Source organism: Devosia riboflavina (assembly GCF_000743575.1).
Taxonomy (GTDB): domain Bacteria; phylum Pseudomonadota; class Alphaproteobacteria; order Rhizobiales; family Devosiaceae; genus Devosia; species Devosia riboflavina.
This window is the reverse complement of sequence record NZ_JQGC01000020.1, coordinates 92,525-110,186: the sequence shown is the minus strand read 5'-3', so window position 1 is coordinate 110,186 and position 17,662 is coordinate 92,525. Positions and strand designations below refer to the sequence as shown.

The window sequence follows — 17,662 nt, the reverse complement described above, 5'->3', positions numbered from 1 at the left end:
TAATCCAAGACCCAAACTGCGCCAAATGATCTGACGACGGACAGAAGCCAGAATGACGAGCCAGGCCCGTTTTGCAATCGTGTTCATATAGTCTCCATCTGTTGGTTCTGCGAGTAAGCGGCGCGTGAAACTACGGTAGCCTGGTTCCTGATTTGGCTTATCATACTCTATCGAGCATGCCCGGTCTGGCACTATCCAGCTTGAACTTGTCGCGTTCCTCCTTGCTTGTGGCTTTGATCGTCCGCTCAAGGTCGACCAGATCAGACACGGCCAGGATCACATCAGGCGAACTTGGCGGTGTGGGGGTAGCAAAAGTCGCCTGAGCATAGCTCGGAGGCGGGAGCGCAGCCATAGCGGGGTGCGCCACGCTGCCTCCAACAGAAATCAGGGTCATCGCTGCGGCGACAAGGGCGCCGCCCAAAAGGCTGGTTCGTTTCATCGTTCTGTCTCGGATTGGCGTGTCGTGTCTGACACCTTTGTCTTGGGCGCGCGACAATACGCCGTCATTTCCTCAAACTTACCGATCCGTAAGGTCCGCCTATTTGGCGCGCTCCAGCGCCGCAACCTTACGGATCGGTAAGACCCCCGACAGGTGTCGGCAAACAACGCCTGACAAGTTTCTGACGAAAGCCGCACAGCCGGTTTTGCAACCGAGCGATCGTCAGGAGCCTCACATGAACACCTACGTTGTCGAAACCAGACAGTTGACCAAACGGTACGGCGATCACGCCGCGGTCAAAAACCTGTCGCTGAGCGTCGAGCGAGGCGAAGTGTTCGGCTTCCTCGGCCATAACGGCGCGGGGAAGACGACCACCATCCATATGCTCACAACGCTGCTCAAGCCCACGTCGGGTACGGCACTGGTCTGCGGCAAGTCGGTCACCGACCAAAGCCTCGAAGCGCGGCGGCACATTGGGTACGTGCCCGAGAATGTCCGCCTGTACGACACGATGACTGCCCGGGCAAATCTGCTTTTCTTCGCACGGCTCTCGGGCGTCGAGAACCCGGACCGGCGTATCGACGAGACACTCGACTTCCTGGAATGTCGCGACCTGGCTCCGCGCCTGGTAGGCTCCTTCTCCAAGGGACTGCGCCAGCGTATCGGCCTGGCCCAAGCTATTCTGCACCGGCCCGATGTCTTGTTCCTGGACGAACCCACGTCCGGGCTCGATCCGATGGGCATCAAAACACTGCGTGACCTGATCGTTCGCCTCAACCGCGAGTTCGGCACGACGATCTTCATGAACACCCACCTGATCAGCGAGATCTCGCGCACCTGCACCAGCATCGGCGTGCTCAACCAGGGCGAACTTGTGTTCCGCGATACCATCGAAAAGGTAACCGAACGCTATGGCAGCGAGAGCTCGCTTGAAGAGCTCTACTTGTCGGTCACGCCGGTCCAGGCCAAAGGAGCTGCGTGATGGGCAATACCGCTGCAAACGCTCCCATTCGCCTGCTCATCTCCCAGTCGCTGGCCACCATTGCCCGCGAACGGACAGTGGCTCTCCTGGCACTGCTCTTTCTGGTGCTCGTCGTTGTCGCCGCCTATCTGGGCTGGTCGGCGACATCCACGGTCAATGCGATCTATCTGCGCTCGGTCGACTATATGACCGCCCAGGGTCAAACCATTCCCTCAAATCCGGTCCTTGATACCTCGCCACTGGCACTGCTCCGCAACATGGCGACTTACGTCTCGCTGATCGGGGCCCTGGCGGCGATCGTCGTTGGCCACCAATTGATCGCCAGTGACCGCAAAGCGGGAACAATGCCGTTGTTGGCCACACGCCCGATGCGCGGCATCGATCTTGGTATCGCCAAGGCCGTAGCGCTTGTCATCGCGATCGCAGCCTTGGTGACTTTCGCCGCAGTCATCAACACCGCAACGTTCCTGGCCTTGCCCGAATTTCGTCTCGACGGCGCTGGGTGGAGCAAGCTTGCCGTGTTCTACGGTATGTCTGGGCTCTATCTGCTCGTCTTCGGCTTTCTGGGCATGTGGTTCGGTGCTGCGGCAAAGTCTGAGACCGTCGGGCTTCTGATACCGGTCACGGTCTGGCTGACCCTGACATTCGTGCTGCCGCAGATCACGTCCAACATCAACCCGGTCGCTGCGCTCAACCCGGTTTCGGCATTGGCCGACGCCCCCGCCTCGGCCTTCTTCCAGGTCACCGGCTGGGCACTCGGACCGTTTTCGCTGGCCGAGGCCTATCGGGTGATTTCCGCTCAACTGCTCGACTTCATGCCGCCGACTTACGTCGATCGGGTCGCAATCCCTGCTGCGGCGTCTCTGCTGATAGCGGCCGCTGGTGTCGGGGCTATTGCCACCCGCGCCGTGGCTCGCATGGACATGACCAAAGGAGACTACGATGCGTAATCTGATTCAGCCCGTCCTGACGATTGCCGGCAAGGATATCCGCGACGCGCTGAAGGACCGTTTCATCATCCTGATGACCGCCTTCCTGTTGCTCGCCTCCCTGGTCGCGCTTGCGGTCGCTGCGATCGCCCTCAAGGTCGATGTGGCAACCTATGCCGAAGCCAAGGCGGGCCTGATCGCTTTGGGCAAGGACGCCTCTACGATCCCCGACCCGGCCTTCTATCCACTCAAGTTGCTTCGCGGCTTCGTTGAACATGTAGAGATCATCGGCGCCATTATCGGCATCCTGATCGGATACCGTGCGGCGGCCAGCGAACGCGGCCGGCAGACACTCGCCCTCATCGTCACCCGCCCGATCTCGCAGTGGCAGTTCCTTGCCGGCAAGGTGCTTGCTGGAACGGCAATCATCTCTTCGGGACTTATCCTGGCTTTCGTTATTGCCGGCATCGCCGTTATCGCGATCTCTGGCATCGTGTTGAACCCAGAAGACATCGGCCGCCTGGCCATAGTGATGTCGGCTGCGGGGCTCTATGCGCTCGCCTTCTTCCTGCTCGGCTTCGTGACTGCGCTCTGGGCAAAAAAACTGCCCAATGCCCTTCTACTCGCGTTCACGGTCTGGCTCAGCTTCGTTCTGATCGCTCCCCAGATCGGGGACACCCTTGATCCCGACAATCAGGTGGCGGGCGGCGTTTTCAAGCAATTGCAGATCGCCAAGCCGCAGCAAGTCGAAATTCTCCAGTCTTTCTCAACCTACGAAACCATCCGAAACGGGATCGAGGTGGCATCGCCCACCAAGCATTTCGAGCGGCTGAGCTTCGCAGTCCTCGGCATCAAGGACACCTACGCAGGCCAACCCTTGATGCCGATCCTCGCCGAGAAGGCCAGCGATCTCGTCTGGCTTCTGGCAATCGCCCTGGCGCTCGGCCTCCTGCTGTTCGCGCGTCGCCTCGACCCCAACCGTCTCTCAAAGGAATAGAAAAATGAAACGCACCAATACGCTTGCCGTCTCCGCACTCGCTCTTGTCACCGCCCTCATGCTCTCGCACGGCGCCTATGCCGCGGGTGTCGATACCGACGGCGACGGCATCCCCGACGCGTCGGAAGTTCTCCTCGGCACCGACCCGATGAACCCTGACACCGACGGCGACGGCGTCGACGACCTCAAGGATACCGCCCCACTGTCACTGGCGGACCCAACCGCCCAGTCGGGTGCAGCTGCACCGTTCGCCATCAAGGAGGCGCTGGTGGAAAACAACTACGACTATGCCGCCAAAAAGGATGCCCCGGATCACCTTGAGCTGCTCGTGACCAACAGCACCGCCGCCGAGATCAAGGATTTCAGTCTCTATCTGACCGTCAAGGACGCAGATACGGGAGCGACCGAAACCTACTTCAAGCCTTTGCCGGGTTTCACGGTTCCTGCGTCCGGGGAAGCCCGGGTCCACCTAGATGACGGCACGATCGCCGGCCACTTCCGCGACAATCCAAACGGCATCTATCATTCGACCCAGAGCGCCAAGGTCATGACGTTCGAGTTGGCTGCGGCCGGCTTTGCGCCGGTAAGCGTTGACGTCAACAAGGACAAGGGCGGGGCCGAAGCCGCCGACTGATCAGTCAGAACGAAACATGGCACATGGGCGGTCCCGCAAGAGGTCGCCCATTGCCATTCATGGCGCAATGCCTGGGAACTCGTTCCATTTCTTACCAAACCGTATGCCTCGCGCCAGGAGCGCGTAAGACAACCGGCTCATGGTCCTGGTGTGACCAGATCGCAGATCGGCTACCCCAGGATTTCACATGAACAAGATTTTGATCGCCCTCGCCCTTTTTTCCATGCCGGTCGCCGCGGCGCCCTGGCTCATCACCCCCAGCTTTGCCGCAGCGACAGCGACGGAGCTCGGGGATCTCTCTGCACTTCGGACCATTGCTTCCGACACGCTGGATTTGGTTGCCAAGGGCGATATGACCGCGGCGAGCGCCCGGATCACGGATTTCGAAACTGCATGGGATTCAGATGCGTCCAGGTTGAGGGCGTTGAGTTCGGACAAGTGGGGCGTCATCGACGATGCCTCTGATGCCGCCATCGCCTCGGTTCGCACGAATGGACCGGTTGCGTCCGATGCAACGGCCGCCGTCGCGGCGTTGATTGCCGCATTGGACAATCCCTCTATGACGGCAATGCCAGTGGGGCCGGCAACCGCCGTAACCGACGCCAATGCCCGCCCGCTGCCATGCGAAGATCTCCTGACCGACGTGCGAGCCACCACCGCTGCGGCCGTGGTGAGCAGCGCCGACCAGCCCAAGCTCGACGAACTGACGAACAAGGGCATCGAGCGGTGCAACGCTGACGACGACAAACGTGCGGACGATTTCTTCGCTCAAGCCCTTGCCCTGATGGGCAAGTGAGCAATTCAAGTTCAGAAGGTCCATCCAAATGCTAACTCAAACAGAACAAGGGCTAGACCGCCCAAACCGCGTACCGGAGGTCACCGTCGACTTCTGGTTGATCAAGTTGATGGCCGTTACCGTGGGTGAGACGGCGGCAGATTTTCTCGCTCTCAATCTGGGGCTGGGACTCCAGGCAACCACCTATCTGATGTCGGCCATTCTCGTTGGCGTCATCGCTCTGCAGTTCGCGCAAAAGCGATATGTCCCTTGGGCCTATTGGTCGGCCGTCGTGATGGTCAGCGTTGTCGGCACGCTGCTGACGGATAATCTTATCGACACCTTCGGCGTCCCGCTGCAGACCACGACAATTGCCTGCACTGTCATCTTGGCCGCCATCTTCGTTGCCTGGTATGCCAGCGAAAAGACGCTCTCGATCCATACCGTGGTGACCACGCGCCGCGAAATATTCTATTGGCTGGCAGTGCTGGCGACCTTTGCCCTGGGTACGGCGGCGGGCGATTATGTTTCCGAGGCACTTGGCGTAGGTTACCTCATAACCGGTCTGGTTTTTGCGGGCATCATCGCCTTGATCGCAGTGGCCCACTTCGTTTTCAAGGCAAACGCCATACTCGCCTTTTGGTTGGCCTACATCTTCACACGGCCGCTTGGCGCATCGTTTGGCGATATGCTGTCGCAACCGACGGACTATGGTGGGATGGGGCTCGGGACGATTGGAACCAGCGCAATGTTCCTTACCGTGATCGCAGGCATTGTGATCTACATGACAGTGATGCGCGGCTCGCACGATAACGCCCAAGCCTGAGATGTCGACACCTACACCGCCCGCTTAAGTTGCGGGCGGTGATCATGTTCCGAAGGAAGCGATGGAATGCGTATTCTGATCATCGAAGACGACCAACGCACATCTGAGTATGTTGTTAAGGGCCTGTCTGAAGCCGGACATCTCGCGGAAGCGCTGGCCGATGGTCGAGATGCGCTGGTACACGCCACACACACTGATTACGACGTTCTGGTGGTCGATCGAATGCTGCCAGGACTCGACGGCCTCTCTCTCGTCCGGGCACTGCGGGCTTCGGGCGTCAATACGCCAGCAATTTTTCTAACCTCAATCGGCGGCGTCAATGACAGAGTCGATGGTCTTGAAGCCGGCGCCGATGATTACCTGGTCAAGCCATTCGCATTTTCAGAGTTGCTGGCTCGCGTAAACGCGCTCGGGCGGCGTCCCGCGGTTCAGGCAGAGAAGACGGTCCTCAAGGTAGCGGATCTTGAACTCGACATGGCTCGACGGACAGTCCGGCGCGGCGGGCAGAAAATCGACCTGCAACCACGCGAGTTCACCCTTCTCGAGGTGTTGATGCGAAACGAAGGCCGGGTGGTGACCCGGACCATGCTGCTCGAACGGGTTTGGGATTTTCACTTCGATCCCAAGACCAGCGTTGTCGAAACCCATATCAGCCGGCTGAGGGCCAAGATCGACAAGCCCTTCGAGGTCGCGCTTTTGTACACGGTTCGCAGCACCGGCTACAGTATCCATGCTCCGCTCTGATACCTTCAAAAGCACCGCGTTCAGGCTTGCCCTGATTTTCAGCGGCCTCTTCTTTGTAACCTTCGTTGTCGCAGGTTTTTTGGCATACCGGATCATCTCGACGGACCTTCACGATCGTCTCGACCTGACATTGAATGAAACCTTCGATGTGATCGCCAGCTCCTATGGCGATGCCGATGTGGAGGACCTCATCGGCACGGTGCAAACTTATGCGGCAGCCACCCGGGATCATGACCGCGTCTTCTATCTGGAGGACGCGTCAGGTCAGGTCCTAGCGGGAAACGTGACTACAGCTCCTGCCGATCCGGGTCTGTCCATGATATCTGGCTCGGCGTTCGGTCTCGACACCGATGCACGATACCGTGCCTTTAGCGGCGTAATCGGCGGAAATACGATGGTTGTCGGATCCAGTTACGAGGAGACCGACGAGCTGGGTGGACTTGCACTGTCCAGCTTTGCCTGGGCTGGCGTCATAGCTAGCGCGATCGCCGTGGCCGCCGGACTGATTTTGGCCAGGGCCGTCAGGACGCGGATGAACGCCATTGGCGGAACCATGGACCGGGTCGGTCAGGGCGAACTGACGGCCCGCATCGCACTACGGGGGACCGGCGACGATATCGACATACTGTCGGGACAGGTCAACGCTGCGCTGGATCGGCTCAGTGCACTGGTCGAAGGAATGCGCCAGGTCAGCGTCGATATTGCCCATGATCTCAAGACGCCGTTGAACCGCCTTTCGATTATCATCGAGGGCGCTCTCGAAAAGGCAGAGAGGGGAGAACTCAATTCCGCCGAACTGGTCCAGGCCCAGAACGAGGCCGGTCGTATCAACGCGACGTTCGAGGCCCTGCTCCGCATCGCGCAGCTCGAATCCGGCGCCCGACGCGAAAGGTTCACCGAGGTCTCCCTCAGCTCGGTTCTCTCGACGTTGGCCGAGGCCTATGAGGAGGTGGCAATCGAGAACGGTCAGACGCTGTCGCTTTCCACCGAGACGGGGGACGCTGCGATCGTGAGGGGCGACAGGGATCTCCTCACGCAGCTTTTCGCCAACCTGATCGAAAATGCTATCCGCCACGCCAAGGGCGGAACGGCGATTGGCATGTATGTCCATCGCCGGAACGGCACGGTAAGCGCCCGGGTCGTGGACGACGGGCCGGGCATTCCGAAGGATGAAAGCGAAAAGGTCTTCCGAAGGCTTTACCGCCTAGAAAAGAGCCGGAGCACCGAGGGCACGGGACTGGGCTTGAGCATGGTGAAGGCCATAGCGGATCTCCACGGTGCGTCTATTACCTTGTCGAGCGCCAACCCCGGACTAGCGGTCACGATAACCTTCCCGGCAACGAACGGACCGAAACCATGAAACTCAAGAACTACATTCCCCTCGGCGTGCTCGCGGCGCTCCTGGGGGGCTTCGGCATTGTGGCAGACGAGGTCTCCGAAGGCGAGACGCTCGGTTTCGACAACGCCGTGCTGATGGCCTTGCGCGTGCCCGGGGACCCCTCCATGCCGATCGGTCCGTCCTGGCTGCCGGAAGCCGCGCGCGACGTGACCGCCTTGGGAAGCTTTTCCGTCCTCACGATACTGGTGGTCGGCGTCGTGGCGTTCCTGGCGTTGGTCGGCAAACGCGGCACCGCCGTCTTCCTGACAGCATCCGTGCTGGGCGGTACGACCGTCAGTACCGTGTTGAAGGCCCTCTTCGACCGTCCCAGACCGGAGCTCACGGGCGTCGCCAAGGTCTTCACGGCAAGCTTCCCGAGCGGCCACGCCACCATCTCGGCGGTGGTGTACCTCACTCTCGGCGCTATATTGGCTGAGATCTCGGCATCACGGAGACTTACGACGTTCTTCTATTCGGCGGCCGCCTTCCTCACCGTCCTCGTCGGATTGAGCAGGATATATCTCGGCGTCCACTTTCCCACCGACGTCGTCGCCGGCTGGTCGATAGGGTCCGCCTGGGCGCTGCTGTGCCTCTTGATCTTCAGCGCCGTCCGCGCCAGATGGACCGATCGTGACATCGTCGGCTCTTCTGCGACCTAACGCCAAGGGGCAAGCACCGGCAGATGTGTCGGTACTTCCCCGCTACCGACGGGGCTAAAGCGGCGTCGGGACCGCTTTAGCCGTCGTCCTGTTCGGCCTGCACGCTTCCGTCCTCTACCCATCGGCCCAAGGTCAGTTTGGCTGCGGTTTCCGGTGGCAGGCCCCCGGCCGCTATGCTGATGGAAGCACCTCGCCCCTTGATGGCGACTAGTCCAGCTTCCATGAAGTATGTCGCACGGTAATGCCGCTGCTCGCGGGTTACCTGTACTTCGCCGTTAATCACTGCCGTCCATCCGCGCTTCCCCTGCAGATTCTGGCCCCGGGCGAGCGCAAGGGCAAGCCCTTATGACGCAAAGGCGACTTGCTGGTCAGAAATGTTCGGGCGCGGTCCTCTAAAAGGAGCACCGCTGAGACAGCCATGCATGGCTCTTGCGGGCTTGCGGAGTTCGGTCCAGACTCCGCGTCCGACTTGTGCGGGGGACCCGATGTCTTCAACTTTCAACGTCAATCGTGCCGAAGGCTACGAGCGCCTCATGGGGCGCTGGAGCCGCCTGCTCGCCCCCCCTTTCATCCAGTTCGCCGGAATCCAGTCGGGCGAGCGTATTGTCGATGTCGGCTGCGGGACGGGAAGCCTGACGTTCGCGCTCCCCCAAGCCGCCGACATAGCCGAGGTAGCGGCAGTCGATCTCTCGCCGGTGTTCGTCGAGGAGGCAACGCGGCGGAACTCGGACGCCCGCATCCGGATCAGCCAAGCCGACGCGTGCGCCTTGCCTTTCGAGGACGACAGCTACGATCGGGCCCTTTCGCTCCTCGTCCTGCACTTCATTCCCGAACCGGCCAAGGCGGTGGCCGAGATGAGGCGGGTGGTAAGACCCGGTGGCACGGTGTCCGCGGCGGTGTGGGACCATCTCGGAGGGCTGCCGAGCATGCGGATGATGTGGGATACGGTCGCGGCGATGGGGGTAAACGCCTGGGAGGCGAGGGCCCGCTACCTTTGGCAACCCATGACACAACCGGGCGAGATGAAACGCTGCTTCGTCGAAGAGGGGCTGCTAGACGTGGTGGAGCAACCGCTGATGATCCGGATGGAGTATGCTTGCTTCGAAGACTATTGGGGTCCGATCGCCACGGGCGAAGGACCGCTCGGGAAGTATGTCTCGTCCCTCGACGCGGATGAGCGGGTGGCAGTCGATGCGACCGTCAAGTCCGCTTACGAGGGTGGCAAGCCAGATGGTCCCCGGTCGTTCGCGGCCATCGCCTGGGCGTGTCGCGGCATCGTTCCCTGACATGACCCTGTCCTGCTTCGGCCTTGCCGACTGGTCGCATAGATCGGGTTCGCCTCAAACCGGCCCCGCCTGGGCTCCCTCTGCCTGGACGACGGACGGTGGGGTATCATAGGTGCCTCACGCGCGAACTTGCATCCGGGCCGTCCGCACTTCCGGCGCCAGCCGCTTCCCTCGGACACGATCCAGCGACGTCCCGCGCGCTGGTTCGACCTCTGACGCCCGCGGCTAGGCTGCTGTCTCGTGCTCTTTGCGTGCCGCCCGCCAGACATCGCGAGCCGCGTCGACATTCATGCCCGCGATCCCGATGCCCACGATGACATCGGGCCATATGGAATAGGTGAAGGCAGTGACCAGGCCCGCGGCGATGATGGCCACGTTGGCGGTGGCGTCGTTGCGGGCGGAGAGAAACGCGGCGCGAGTCAGGCTGCCGCTATGGGATCGGAACCGAACGAGGAGGAAGGCGCAAGAGACGTTGATGGCAAGCGCGCCGAGACCGGTCATCGACAGCGCGAACGGCTCGGGAGGTACCGACGTGGTAACCTTGCTCCATAGGGCCCAAACGGTGCCCAGCGCCGGCAGGAGCAAGATGATCGCTAGCGCCATTCCCATGCGGGCCCTTGCCCTGGGAGCCCAGGTCAAGGCCACCATGATCAGGACGTTGACCGAAGTATCCTCGAGGAAATCGATGCTGTCGGCAAAAAGCGACACAGAACCTATGGTGGTCGCCACCGCGAACTCGATCCCGAAATACCCCAGGTTCAAGATAGCGACGATCAGCACGGTTCGGCGCAACGCACCTGTCATCCGCTCCACCTCGGACACCGCGACCTCCCATTCGTTGCACACTTGAATTGTAACGACAGTTACATTACGCTTTGACTCATGGCTACAGTTGTTTGGTATACCCTCACCTACAAGGTTCCTGCAGAACCCAACCGGCGCCGCGTGGCCTTATGGCGTAGGCTGAAGGGCCTTGGCGCCGTCTATCTGCAAGGAGGCACATGCCTGCTTCCAAAGACCGACGACCACTTGCGGGCCCTAAAGGTGATCGAGAACGAGATCGCCGAGATGGGCGGCGAGGCCGTACTGCTAGAGTCCTCCGCCCTCGACATGATGCAGGGGGAGAAGGTCGTGGCGCGCTTTCGGGCAGATCGAAACGAGCAGTACGAGGAACTCGTGGACAAGTGCACCGACTTCGAGGCGGAGATCGCCAAGGAGATCGCGGCCAACCATTTCACGTATGCCGAGGTCGAGGAGAACGATGAAGACCTCAAGAAACTCAAGACCTGGTACGCCAAGATCAAGGCCCTCGATTTCTATGATGCCCCGCTGGCGCCGGAGGCTCTCTCGCGGATCGCCGAATGCGAGGCCCTTCTGGACAACTACGCCCACCAGGTCTTCGCCCGCCAGGACGAGAACCGCAGTCCCAAGGATGAGGTTTGAGGAAATGACGCTGACGTCATGTAAAGTGCGCCGGGTGCATCCATGATCGGTTGGGCCACTGCGGCACCGGCGGTATCGGCCGCGTTTCTGGGGTCCTTCGTCGAGGTTGTCGAAGCCTTCACGATCGTGCTGGCAGTAGGCACCGTCCGCGGCTGGCGTCCGGCCCTCGTGGGCACCGCGGCGGGCCTAGTGCTGTTGGCGGTCATCGTCCTGGCGCTCGGCCCCGTGCTTGATAGGATGCCGCTGCAGGCACTGCAGTTCGTCATTGGGGTGTTGCTGCTCCTTTTCGGCCTGCGCTGGCTCCGCAAGGCGATGCTGCGTTCGGCCGGCGTGATCCCCCTGCACGACGAGACTGCCGCCTACACGGTGGAAGCCGCTGCCCTATCCCCGGACCCCGGGCGTGCCGGGGAGCACCTGGACTGGATAGCCGCCCTGGTGGCGTTCAAGGCCATCGTGCTGGAAGGGCTCGAAGTCGTCTTCATCGTCATCGCAGTAGGTGCCGGACGGGGGCTCCTCGTACCCGCCGGTCTCGGGGCATTGGCTGCATGCTGCCTTGTCCTAGCGGTAGGGCTGTGCGTCCACAAGCCTCTGTCACGGGTGCCGGAAAACAACCTCAAATATGGCGTCGGCGTCATGCTTTCCGCCTTCGGGGTGTTCTGGACGGGGGAAGGGCTCGGGGTGGACTGGCCGGGCCACGACCTTGCGGTTCCCCTCTTCGCGGCAGCGTTCCTTCTCGTCGGGGTAGCGACGACGCGGTTGGTTCATCCCGCCGGGGCAAGGAGGGCGGCGCCATGAGACTCCTAGCGCTCGTTTTCGCCGAGTTCGTCGGCATGTTCATCGACGACGAGTTCCTCGCCGTCGCACTGCTCGCTGTCGTCGGGTTCGCGGCGGTCCTTGCATTTTTCGTTCATGCCCCCGCGTTCCTAGTCGGCGTCGCGCTGCTCGCGGGCTGCTTGATCGTTCTCGTGGCCAGTGCCGTCAAAGGAATACGGCGTGGATAGCACGACGACCGCACGCGCCACGGGCGCGGGAGGGAAACGGTTGCGGTCGCTCCTTCGAAGCGCGGCGATAGCCCTCATCGTTTCCGGCATCGTACTGCCTGGCGGCGCGGGTGCATGGGCCGCCTATCTGCAGGCGACCGGCAATATTCACGAGGTGGTCCCCGGCCTGTTGTTCCGATCGAACCAACTTGGCCCTGCGCAGTTGCGAGCGTTGCTGCAGGACGAGGGTATTCGCACGGTGATCAACCTGCGCGGCGGCTCCAGGCAAGATGCCTGGTATCGCGAGGAAGCCGCCGTCGTGGCTGGGGCAGGCGCCCGCCTCGTCGACATTCCCATCGCAGACGACAAGGAACCCGACATTGCCAGCATCACCCGCCTCTTGGACGCTCTTCGCGCGTCGCCGACACCTGTCCTGATACACTGCAAGGCCGGCGCAGACCGCACAGGCCTCGCCGCCGCGTTGTATCTGCTTGCGGTCGCCGGGCTTCCTCCCGAGGTCGCGGCGCGACAGCTGTCGTTCGCATACGGGCACTTCCCGTGGCTCGGGAGCCGGACCGGCGCAATGGACCGGCATTCTGGGGCTTCGTTGACCAACCTCAGCGCGCAAACGGGTCCTGAGCTACAATGGGGGCCGCGCTTGGGCGAACCACGTCCGGTCGTCTTGGGACCTTCCATCGTCCAGATACACGTTGCGTTGTCCCCTCCTGGGGGATAGGAACATGTCATGAGCCATGTCAACGATCCCGAAATACACAAGCGGCTGCGCCGCGCCGAAGGGCACCTTTCCACCGTCGTGAAGATGGTGGCCGAAGGAAAGGACGGACTGGCCATCGTCCAGCAGATGCAGGCGGTAATCGGCGCGCTCGAGAAAGCCAAGCAGCTGATCATCGTCGATCACATTGACCACCACCTTGGCGGCGACGACGAGGGCCTGACGCCGAAGATGCGTGAGAAACTCGCGGTGTTCCGCGAGATCACCAAATACCTTTGAGGATACCAATGCTTCGTTCCGTCCTATCGTGGTTCGGCTTTGGCCCGGCCCATCCCTCCTCGGCACACGGCCATTCCCACGGAGAGGGAGAACCCGGGCACACCCACGGCCTCATCGATGCCAGCATTCCGACGACGTCGCAGGGCATATCCGCAATCAAGTGGTCCTTCGTTATTCTCGCGGTGACTGCAGTCCTGCAACTCGTCGTGGTCTATTATTCCTCGAGCGTGGCACTGCTCGCCGATACCATCCACAACCTGGGCGATGCCACCACGGCGATCCCCCTCTGGATCGCCTTCGTCCTCGCCCGCCGCAAACCCTCCAAGACGTTCACCTATGGTCTGGGCCGGGTGGAGGACCTTGCCGGGATCGTCATCGTTCTCATCATCCTGGCAAGCGCCATCGTCGCGGGCTATGCGGCTATCGACAGGCTGCTCAACCCCCAGCCGGTTACGCAACTCGGTTGGCTGGTCGCCGCTGGCATCGTCGGGTTCATCGGTAATGAGGCCGTTGCCGTGCTGCGCATCCGCGTCGGTCGGCGCATCAACAGCGCGGCCCTGATCGCCGACGGTTACCACGCGCGTACCGATGGCCTCACCAGCCTCGCGGTGGTCGGAGGCGCGATCGGCGTCTGGCTCGGCTTCCCACTCGCCGATCCCGTGATCGGCCTGCTTATTACGGCCGCCATCTTCGGCATCGTCTGGCAATCGGCGCGCGCCGTTCTCACCAGGATGTTGGACGGCGTGGAACCAGCAACAACGGCCGAAGTCCATCATGCCGCTGCCCATGTAGACGGAATCGACAAAGTGACCCGCGTCAGGGGACGGTGGATCGGCCATCGCCTGCATCTGAACATCGAGCTGGCCCTGCATGACGGTCTGCTTCTCGGAGCAGCCAACAGCATCGCCGACGAACTCCGACAAGAGCTGGCTGAACACATCCCGGGGTTGGAGGAAACCATCGTGTCGTTTGTCTCGCCCAATCAGGGCCCGGACCATCCGCATCACAACGCCCCGAAGCCGTTCCGCGTGGACGGGAAGCTCGCAGGCGGTCTTCTCGAGATTGTCGATACGGCGGTCGGCGAACGTATGCGACTTCGACTATCCCGCCATGCAACGAACCTATCGGCTGAGGTAGCCATAGAGCGCGCGAATGGTGCGAAGGAGGTCTTGGCGCTGAGGCCCGCTGCACTCGACCACCACATCATGGAAAGCACCGCCGCTCCCGCCGAACCTCACGAATTCAACGCCCGGCTGCTGCTGGCGTCGGGCTCGGAAGTCGAGGAATTGTCTTTCGTCATGGTAGAACCGGCGGGGCATATACACTAGCGACGGCGACATCCGTGGCCACACCGTCATTGCCGTGACGGGCAATATTCATGAGTGGCTGCGGGTCCATACTCGACGCAGCGGCTGCTAGTCATCGTCGAAATCTTCCGGGATCAGTTCGTGCGCTTCCCAAAGGTCCCGGGGCACCTGGTCGCCGAGGCGGAACTTGAACTCCTCGACGCTCTCGAAGTCCGGCCCCGGGGTGCACTCGAAGGAGACGTAGTACCAACCGCGACTTGACCGGTAGGCTCCCAGAGGCGCGATCAGCTTTCCGTCAGCGACCTGCGTCTCCTCGAAGGCCGAGGCATCCAGGGAATCGGGAAAACCCTTGTCCCCGGAGAGCCTGATCTGCTCAAGCGCTTCGATATTGCATAACTGCACGATACGTTCTTCGGGACCCAGCAATGGTAGTGTTTGCCGGACCTGAGCGTTCGCGGGATCACGAAGCAGCTCTCCTGCATAGAGCGCCATGGCGCTGATCATACCCTGCTGTTCTGGCTCGGGAGCTACAGGAGGTGGCACCTGGGGTTTTGCAACCGCTGGCCGGGGAGCAGGCGCCACCGGTGGGACCGCGGCTCGGTCGTCCCCTCCCGGCAGGGTAGGCGGTGCGTTCGACTCCTGCGGGACACGATCGGATACGGTCTTCGGGTCCAAGGAGACGATCTCCACTTGAATGACACGGGGTGGCGGCGCTTCCGGGACTGCCTCCGGCGGCAGTGCCAAAAGCAACGCCAGGAGGACCAGATGGCCCCCCAGCGACACCGCTATTCCGGTGCCCGTCCGAGCCGGAAGTCTGCCGGACCACACCACCATTGCCGAACCTATCTGACACACTTGTGGTGGGGCAGCCACATTGCCCGAGCGGGGAACTGTTCGTCACCGCACCACTTACCGAAGTCGTGCGGATGTTGTTGCCGTTGTCTCTAGGACCTTGTCGGAAACAAGTCACGCTCGGGCTTGCTTTCCACCCTTCCGGGTCGGTAAAGCCGGGGTTGGCGCTACCGGCGTGCCGACAAGGGGAGAATGAACTTGGAAAAGCGGGTTACGGTTCGCATCGACGCCCCCCTTGCCGAGGCGTTGGGGGCGTTCATGGCCAGCGGAGTGGCGCCAATGGTCTCCAGGCAGGATGCCGTCAGGTTCATAATGCGGGATTGGCTATCCTCGCGAGGCTATGCGTCGTTGGCCGACCAGCCAAACGCGTTCAACTGCCCTGCTTCGATGGACAACACCGCTTCGGGGACCGAATGACTGCTGCCGGCCATCTTGCCCGGGCCGCCGACTCGGGGAGTGCAGGGAACGCTTTATGAGAGCTGGAAAGGGCTTGCTTCCTCTAAGCAGCAGGCCGTCGAAATGGAACCAACTCCGCGACGGTGGACAACAGTCAAGCCACGTTGCGATTGTGGTCGTTGACCTCGATCCAATAGCCATCAGGGTCCGCAAGGTAGATCTGGCGGAATCCGTCGGGACGACCCGTGACTTCTCCTGTTTTTTCCGACCAGCTCCAGAAATTCACCCCTTTGGCCTTCAACTCGGCGACGAAGCCGTCGAAGTCGTCGACGCACAGGGCGAAGTGGGTCTGCTTCTTGACCCGCGTGTCGCCGAAAACCTCCTCCGTGAGGTGGAGCGCCGAGACGTCTCCTATGCCGAACCAGCGGATATTGGGCTTCTCAGTGCCGTTATGGATCGGCACGAGGCCCAACACCTCGGTATAGAATTTCGAGCTGGCTTCGAGGCTGCGGACCAGAAGGGAGACGTGGTCGAGCGTCATGTTTGGCATGGGAGTCCTCCGCTGCCCAGAACGTGGCACGAATTTGCCAAGCGTGGAAGCAGCGGTTCTCGGGGCGGCGATGCTGCGCGGCCCTGCCAAAGCGAAACCTGAAGACGATGGCGATGGGTGCACCACCTTGATCATTGCCGACGACAGTCCGGGGTTCGATCCGACCCCGGTGAAATCGAGCATGGGCAGTCGGCTCATCGGCGCCATGGTGCAGCAACTGGGCGGCACGTTTTCCTACGCGAATTCGGGGGAACGGTTTTCAATGTTCAGCTCAATCTTGCCCCGGTCGCAGATTAGTGGGGCGGCCCGGGCGTCAATTCAGTCCCGCAGCATCGGCTTTTGCGGTGGCGGCAAGATCGTTCGATTGGCCAGGATGAACGCCGACAGTGGGCAATACCCATCCCTTTCGCTGAGCTTGAGATCATTTTGGCCCGTTCACGGGGACTGGGCCAGCATGACCGTCAACGCGCTCGCCCGATCCGGCGGCAGCTGGGCCATGATGGGCGCCATCTTCCGCGTCGAGACGAGCTTGACGAGCGCAACCAGGGTATCGTCGGGAAGGCCGGCCATAACCGCTGCAGCGTCCTTGGGTTTCATGGTCTCGAACAGCTTCGCCAGCCCGGCAATCTCCTCTGCCTTCCTAGCGGTTTCTGCGTCCACGGCCGCGGCCAGCTGGTTGGCACTGGCCTCGAGCGAGGCTGCCCGTTCCTCCAGCCTGAGCTCGGCGGCCCGCAACAGGTCCTCCTGCAACATGAGGGTCGCTTCCCGCGTGTCGAGTTCCGAGCGTCGCTCCTTCAGCCGTGTGAGCAGCAGCGCTTCGGTGGCAGACATGCCATCGGCGGGCGCCGTGATCTGAGATCCGTCTGCGTGGGTGACCAAGGCATCCACCATGGAGACGCATTCGGGCTCGGCATCCCCACCAATGCCACTCGGCGTGTCGTCGGCCGACGCTTGTTCCACGGATGCACTGGTCGTCGGAGCATCTTCTGCGCCTTCGACCTCCAGCGCTGAGGTGATGTCGATGACGCAGCCAGGAGCGGATGAAGCCACGTGCGTCGGCGCATCGACTTCTACCGCCACTTCTCCCTCGGCACTCGTCGGCGTATCGGTACCCCCATTATCGCTCGGAGAGATCTCGACGCCAAGCGTTGGTGAGTTATCGATCAATGTCGGATCTGCATCGGGCAGGGTTGGGTCGGCCGCGAGCTCGAACCCTTCGACCGCGTCGCTGGTTGCCCCGACTTCGGCTATCGCGGGGAAGACCTGAACGAGGACGAGTGCGGCTATGCCCAGACGAGCCATGTGGCGGGAAATTGTCATCCGTCGATCCTGGTCCTACAACAGCCATCTGCCATGAGGATTGGAGCATGCTCCGCGCCGCCCTAATCGGGCGACAATGTACATGCCAAACTTTGTGTGAATCTTCAGACTTACCGGTCCTTTAGGCCCGGATGAGGCCTGTTCGCGCGATCC

The 17,662-nt window shown here is 61.7% G+C and carries 20 protein-coding genes; 15 read left to right on the top strand and 5 right to left on the bottom strand.

Going from position 1 to position 17,662, the window contains the following annotated elements; translation table 11 throughout:
- Positions 1-160 precede the first annotated feature (160 nt).
- Complete coding sequence (locus tag JP75_RS18960) at positions 161-439, bottom strand: hypothetical protein (RefSeq protein WP_152565910.1); 279 nt, start codon at positions 437-439, stop codon at positions 161-163.
- Between the two features lie 235 nt (positions 440-674).
- Here JP75_RS18960 and JP75_RS18955 point away from each other — a divergent pair, with 235 nt between their 5' ends.
- The 10 genes from JP75_RS18955 (at position 675) to JP75_RS18900 (ending at position 9,649) form a co-directional block, all read left to right on the top strand.
- Positions 675-1,421, top strand: a complete 747-nt coding sequence (locus JP75_RS18955) for an ABC transporter ATP-binding protein (protein ID WP_035085963.1) — start codon at positions 675-677, stop codon at positions 1,419-1,421.
- On the top strand, positions 1,421-2,371 hold the full coding sequence (locus tag JP75_RS18950) for an ABC transporter permease (RefSeq protein ID WP_035085962.1): 951 nt from the start codon (positions 1,421-1,423) through the stop codon (positions 2,369-2,371). The genes JP75_RS18955 and JP75_RS18950 overlap by 1 nt, the downstream gene beginning before the upstream one ends.
- Positions 2,364-3,347, top strand: a complete 984-nt coding sequence (locus tag JP75_RS18945) for an ABC transporter permease subunit (RefSeq protein ID WP_051960930.1) — start codon at positions 2,364-2,366, stop codon at positions 3,345-3,347. The genes JP75_RS18950 and JP75_RS18945 overlap by 8 nt, the downstream gene beginning before the upstream one ends.
- Before the next feature lie 4 nt (positions 3,348-3,351).
- Positions 3,352-3,981, top strand: coding sequence for a thrombospondin type 3 repeat-containing protein (locus tag JP75_RS18940; RefSeq protein ID WP_035085960.1), 630 nt, complete (start codon positions 3,352-3,354; stop codon positions 3,979-3,981).
- Between the two features lie 187 nt (positions 3,982-4,168).
- On the top strand, positions 4,169-4,777 hold the full coding sequence (locus JP75_RS27100) for a hypothetical protein (protein WP_244446358.1): 609 nt from the start codon (positions 4,169-4,171) through the stop codon (positions 4,775-4,777).
- A 28-nt stretch (positions 4,778-4,805) separates the two neighbouring features.
- Entirely contained in the window at positions 4,806-5,582 is a 777-nt protein-coding gene (locus JP75_RS18925) for a COG4705 family protein (protein WP_035085958.1), read from the top strand.
- A 66-nt stretch (positions 5,583-5,648) separates the two neighbouring features.
- The gene (locus JP75_RS18920; RefSeq protein ID WP_035085956.1) at positions 5,649-6,326 is read left to right on the top strand and encodes a winged helix-turn-helix domain-containing protein; all 678 of its coding nucleotides are present in this window, start codon (positions 5,649-5,651) and stop codon (positions 6,324-6,326) included.
- Positions 6,313-7,686, top strand: a complete 1,374-nt coding sequence (locus JP75_RS18915; RefSeq protein WP_035085953.1) for a HAMP domain-containing sensor histidine kinase — start codon at positions 6,313-6,315, stop codon at positions 7,684-7,686. Before JP75_RS18920 ends, JP75_RS18915 begins: the two co-directional genes overlap by 14 nt.
- Positions 7,683-8,363, top strand: a complete 681-nt coding sequence (locus JP75_RS18910; protein ID WP_051960929.1) for a phosphatase PAP2 family protein — start codon at positions 7,683-7,685, stop codon at positions 8,361-8,363. The genes JP75_RS18915 and JP75_RS18910 overlap by 4 nt, the downstream gene beginning before the upstream one ends.
- A gap of 485 nt (positions 8,364-8,848) precedes the next feature.
- On the top strand, positions 8,849-9,649 hold the full coding sequence (locus tag JP75_RS18900) for a class I SAM-dependent methyltransferase (RefSeq protein ID WP_035086000.1): 801 nt from the start codon (positions 8,849-8,851) through the stop codon (positions 9,647-9,649).
- Positions 9,650-9,874: 225 nt separating this feature from the next.
- Here the strand turns inward: JP75_RS18900 and JP75_RS18895 are convergent, their stop codons facing one another.
- Positions 9,875-10,453, bottom strand: coding sequence for a cation efflux transmembrane domain-containing protein (locus JP75_RS18895; protein WP_035085950.1), 579 nt, complete (start codon positions 10,451-10,453; stop codon positions 9,875-9,877).
- Between the two features lie 78 nt (positions 10,454-10,531).
- Between JP75_RS18895 and JP75_RS18890 the strand changes: the two genes are divergently transcribed.
- The 5 genes from JP75_RS18890 (at position 10,532) to JP75_RS18865 (ending at position 14,412) form a co-directional block, all read left to right on the top strand.
- Positions 10,532-11,092 carry a Chromate resistance protein ChrB gene (locus tag JP75_RS18890; protein WP_035085949.1) on the top strand — a complete coding sequence of 187 codons (561 nt, stop codon included), beginning with the start codon at positions 10,532-10,534 and terminating at the stop codon, positions 11,090-11,092.
- A 42-nt stretch (positions 11,093-11,134) separates the two neighbouring features.
- Positions 11,135-11,887: a COG4280 domain-containing protein gene (locus tag JP75_RS18885; protein ID WP_035085948.1), complete on the top strand. Its 753-nt coding sequence runs from the start codon at positions 11,135-11,137 to the stop codon at positions 11,885-11,887.
- Between the two features lie 198 nt (positions 11,888-12,085).
- Entirely contained in the window at positions 12,086-12,808 is a 723-nt protein-coding gene (locus tag JP75_RS18875) for a tyrosine-protein phosphatase (RefSeq protein WP_051960928.1), read from the top strand.
- Between the two features lie 9 nt (positions 12,809-12,817).
- On the top strand, positions 12,818-13,084 hold the full coding sequence (locus JP75_RS18870; protein WP_035085946.1) for a metal-sensing transcriptional repressor: 267 nt from the start codon (positions 12,818-12,820) through the stop codon (positions 13,082-13,084).
- Between the two features lie 8 nt (positions 13,085-13,092).
- Positions 13,093-14,412, top strand: a complete 1,320-nt coding sequence (locus JP75_RS18865) for a cation diffusion facilitator family transporter (protein WP_035085944.1) — start codon at positions 13,093-13,095, stop codon at positions 14,410-14,412.
- Positions 14,413-14,499: 87 nt separating this feature from the next.
- Here the strand turns inward: JP75_RS18865 and JP75_RS26645 are convergent, their stop codons facing one another.
- The 3 genes from JP75_RS26645 to JP75_RS25495 form a co-directional block, all read right to left on the bottom strand.
- Positions 14,500-14,895 carry a DUF930 domain-containing protein gene (locus JP75_RS26645; RefSeq protein WP_035085942.1) on the bottom strand — a complete coding sequence of 132 codons (396 nt, stop codon included), beginning with the start codon at positions 14,893-14,895 and terminating at the stop codon, positions 14,500-14,502.
- A gap of 898 nt (positions 14,896-15,793) precedes the next feature.
- Entirely contained in the window at positions 15,794-16,372 is a 579-nt protein-coding gene (locus JP75_RS18850; RefSeq protein WP_160194730.1) for a VOC family protein, read from the bottom strand.
- Positions 16,373-16,624: 252 nt separating this feature from the next.
- The gene (locus tag JP75_RS25495) at positions 16,625-17,509 is read right to left on the bottom strand and encodes a MotE family protein (RefSeq protein ID WP_152565909.1); all 885 of its coding nucleotides are present in this window, start codon (positions 17,507-17,509) and stop codon (positions 16,625-16,627) included.
- Positions 17,510-17,662: the final 153 nt, after the last annotated feature.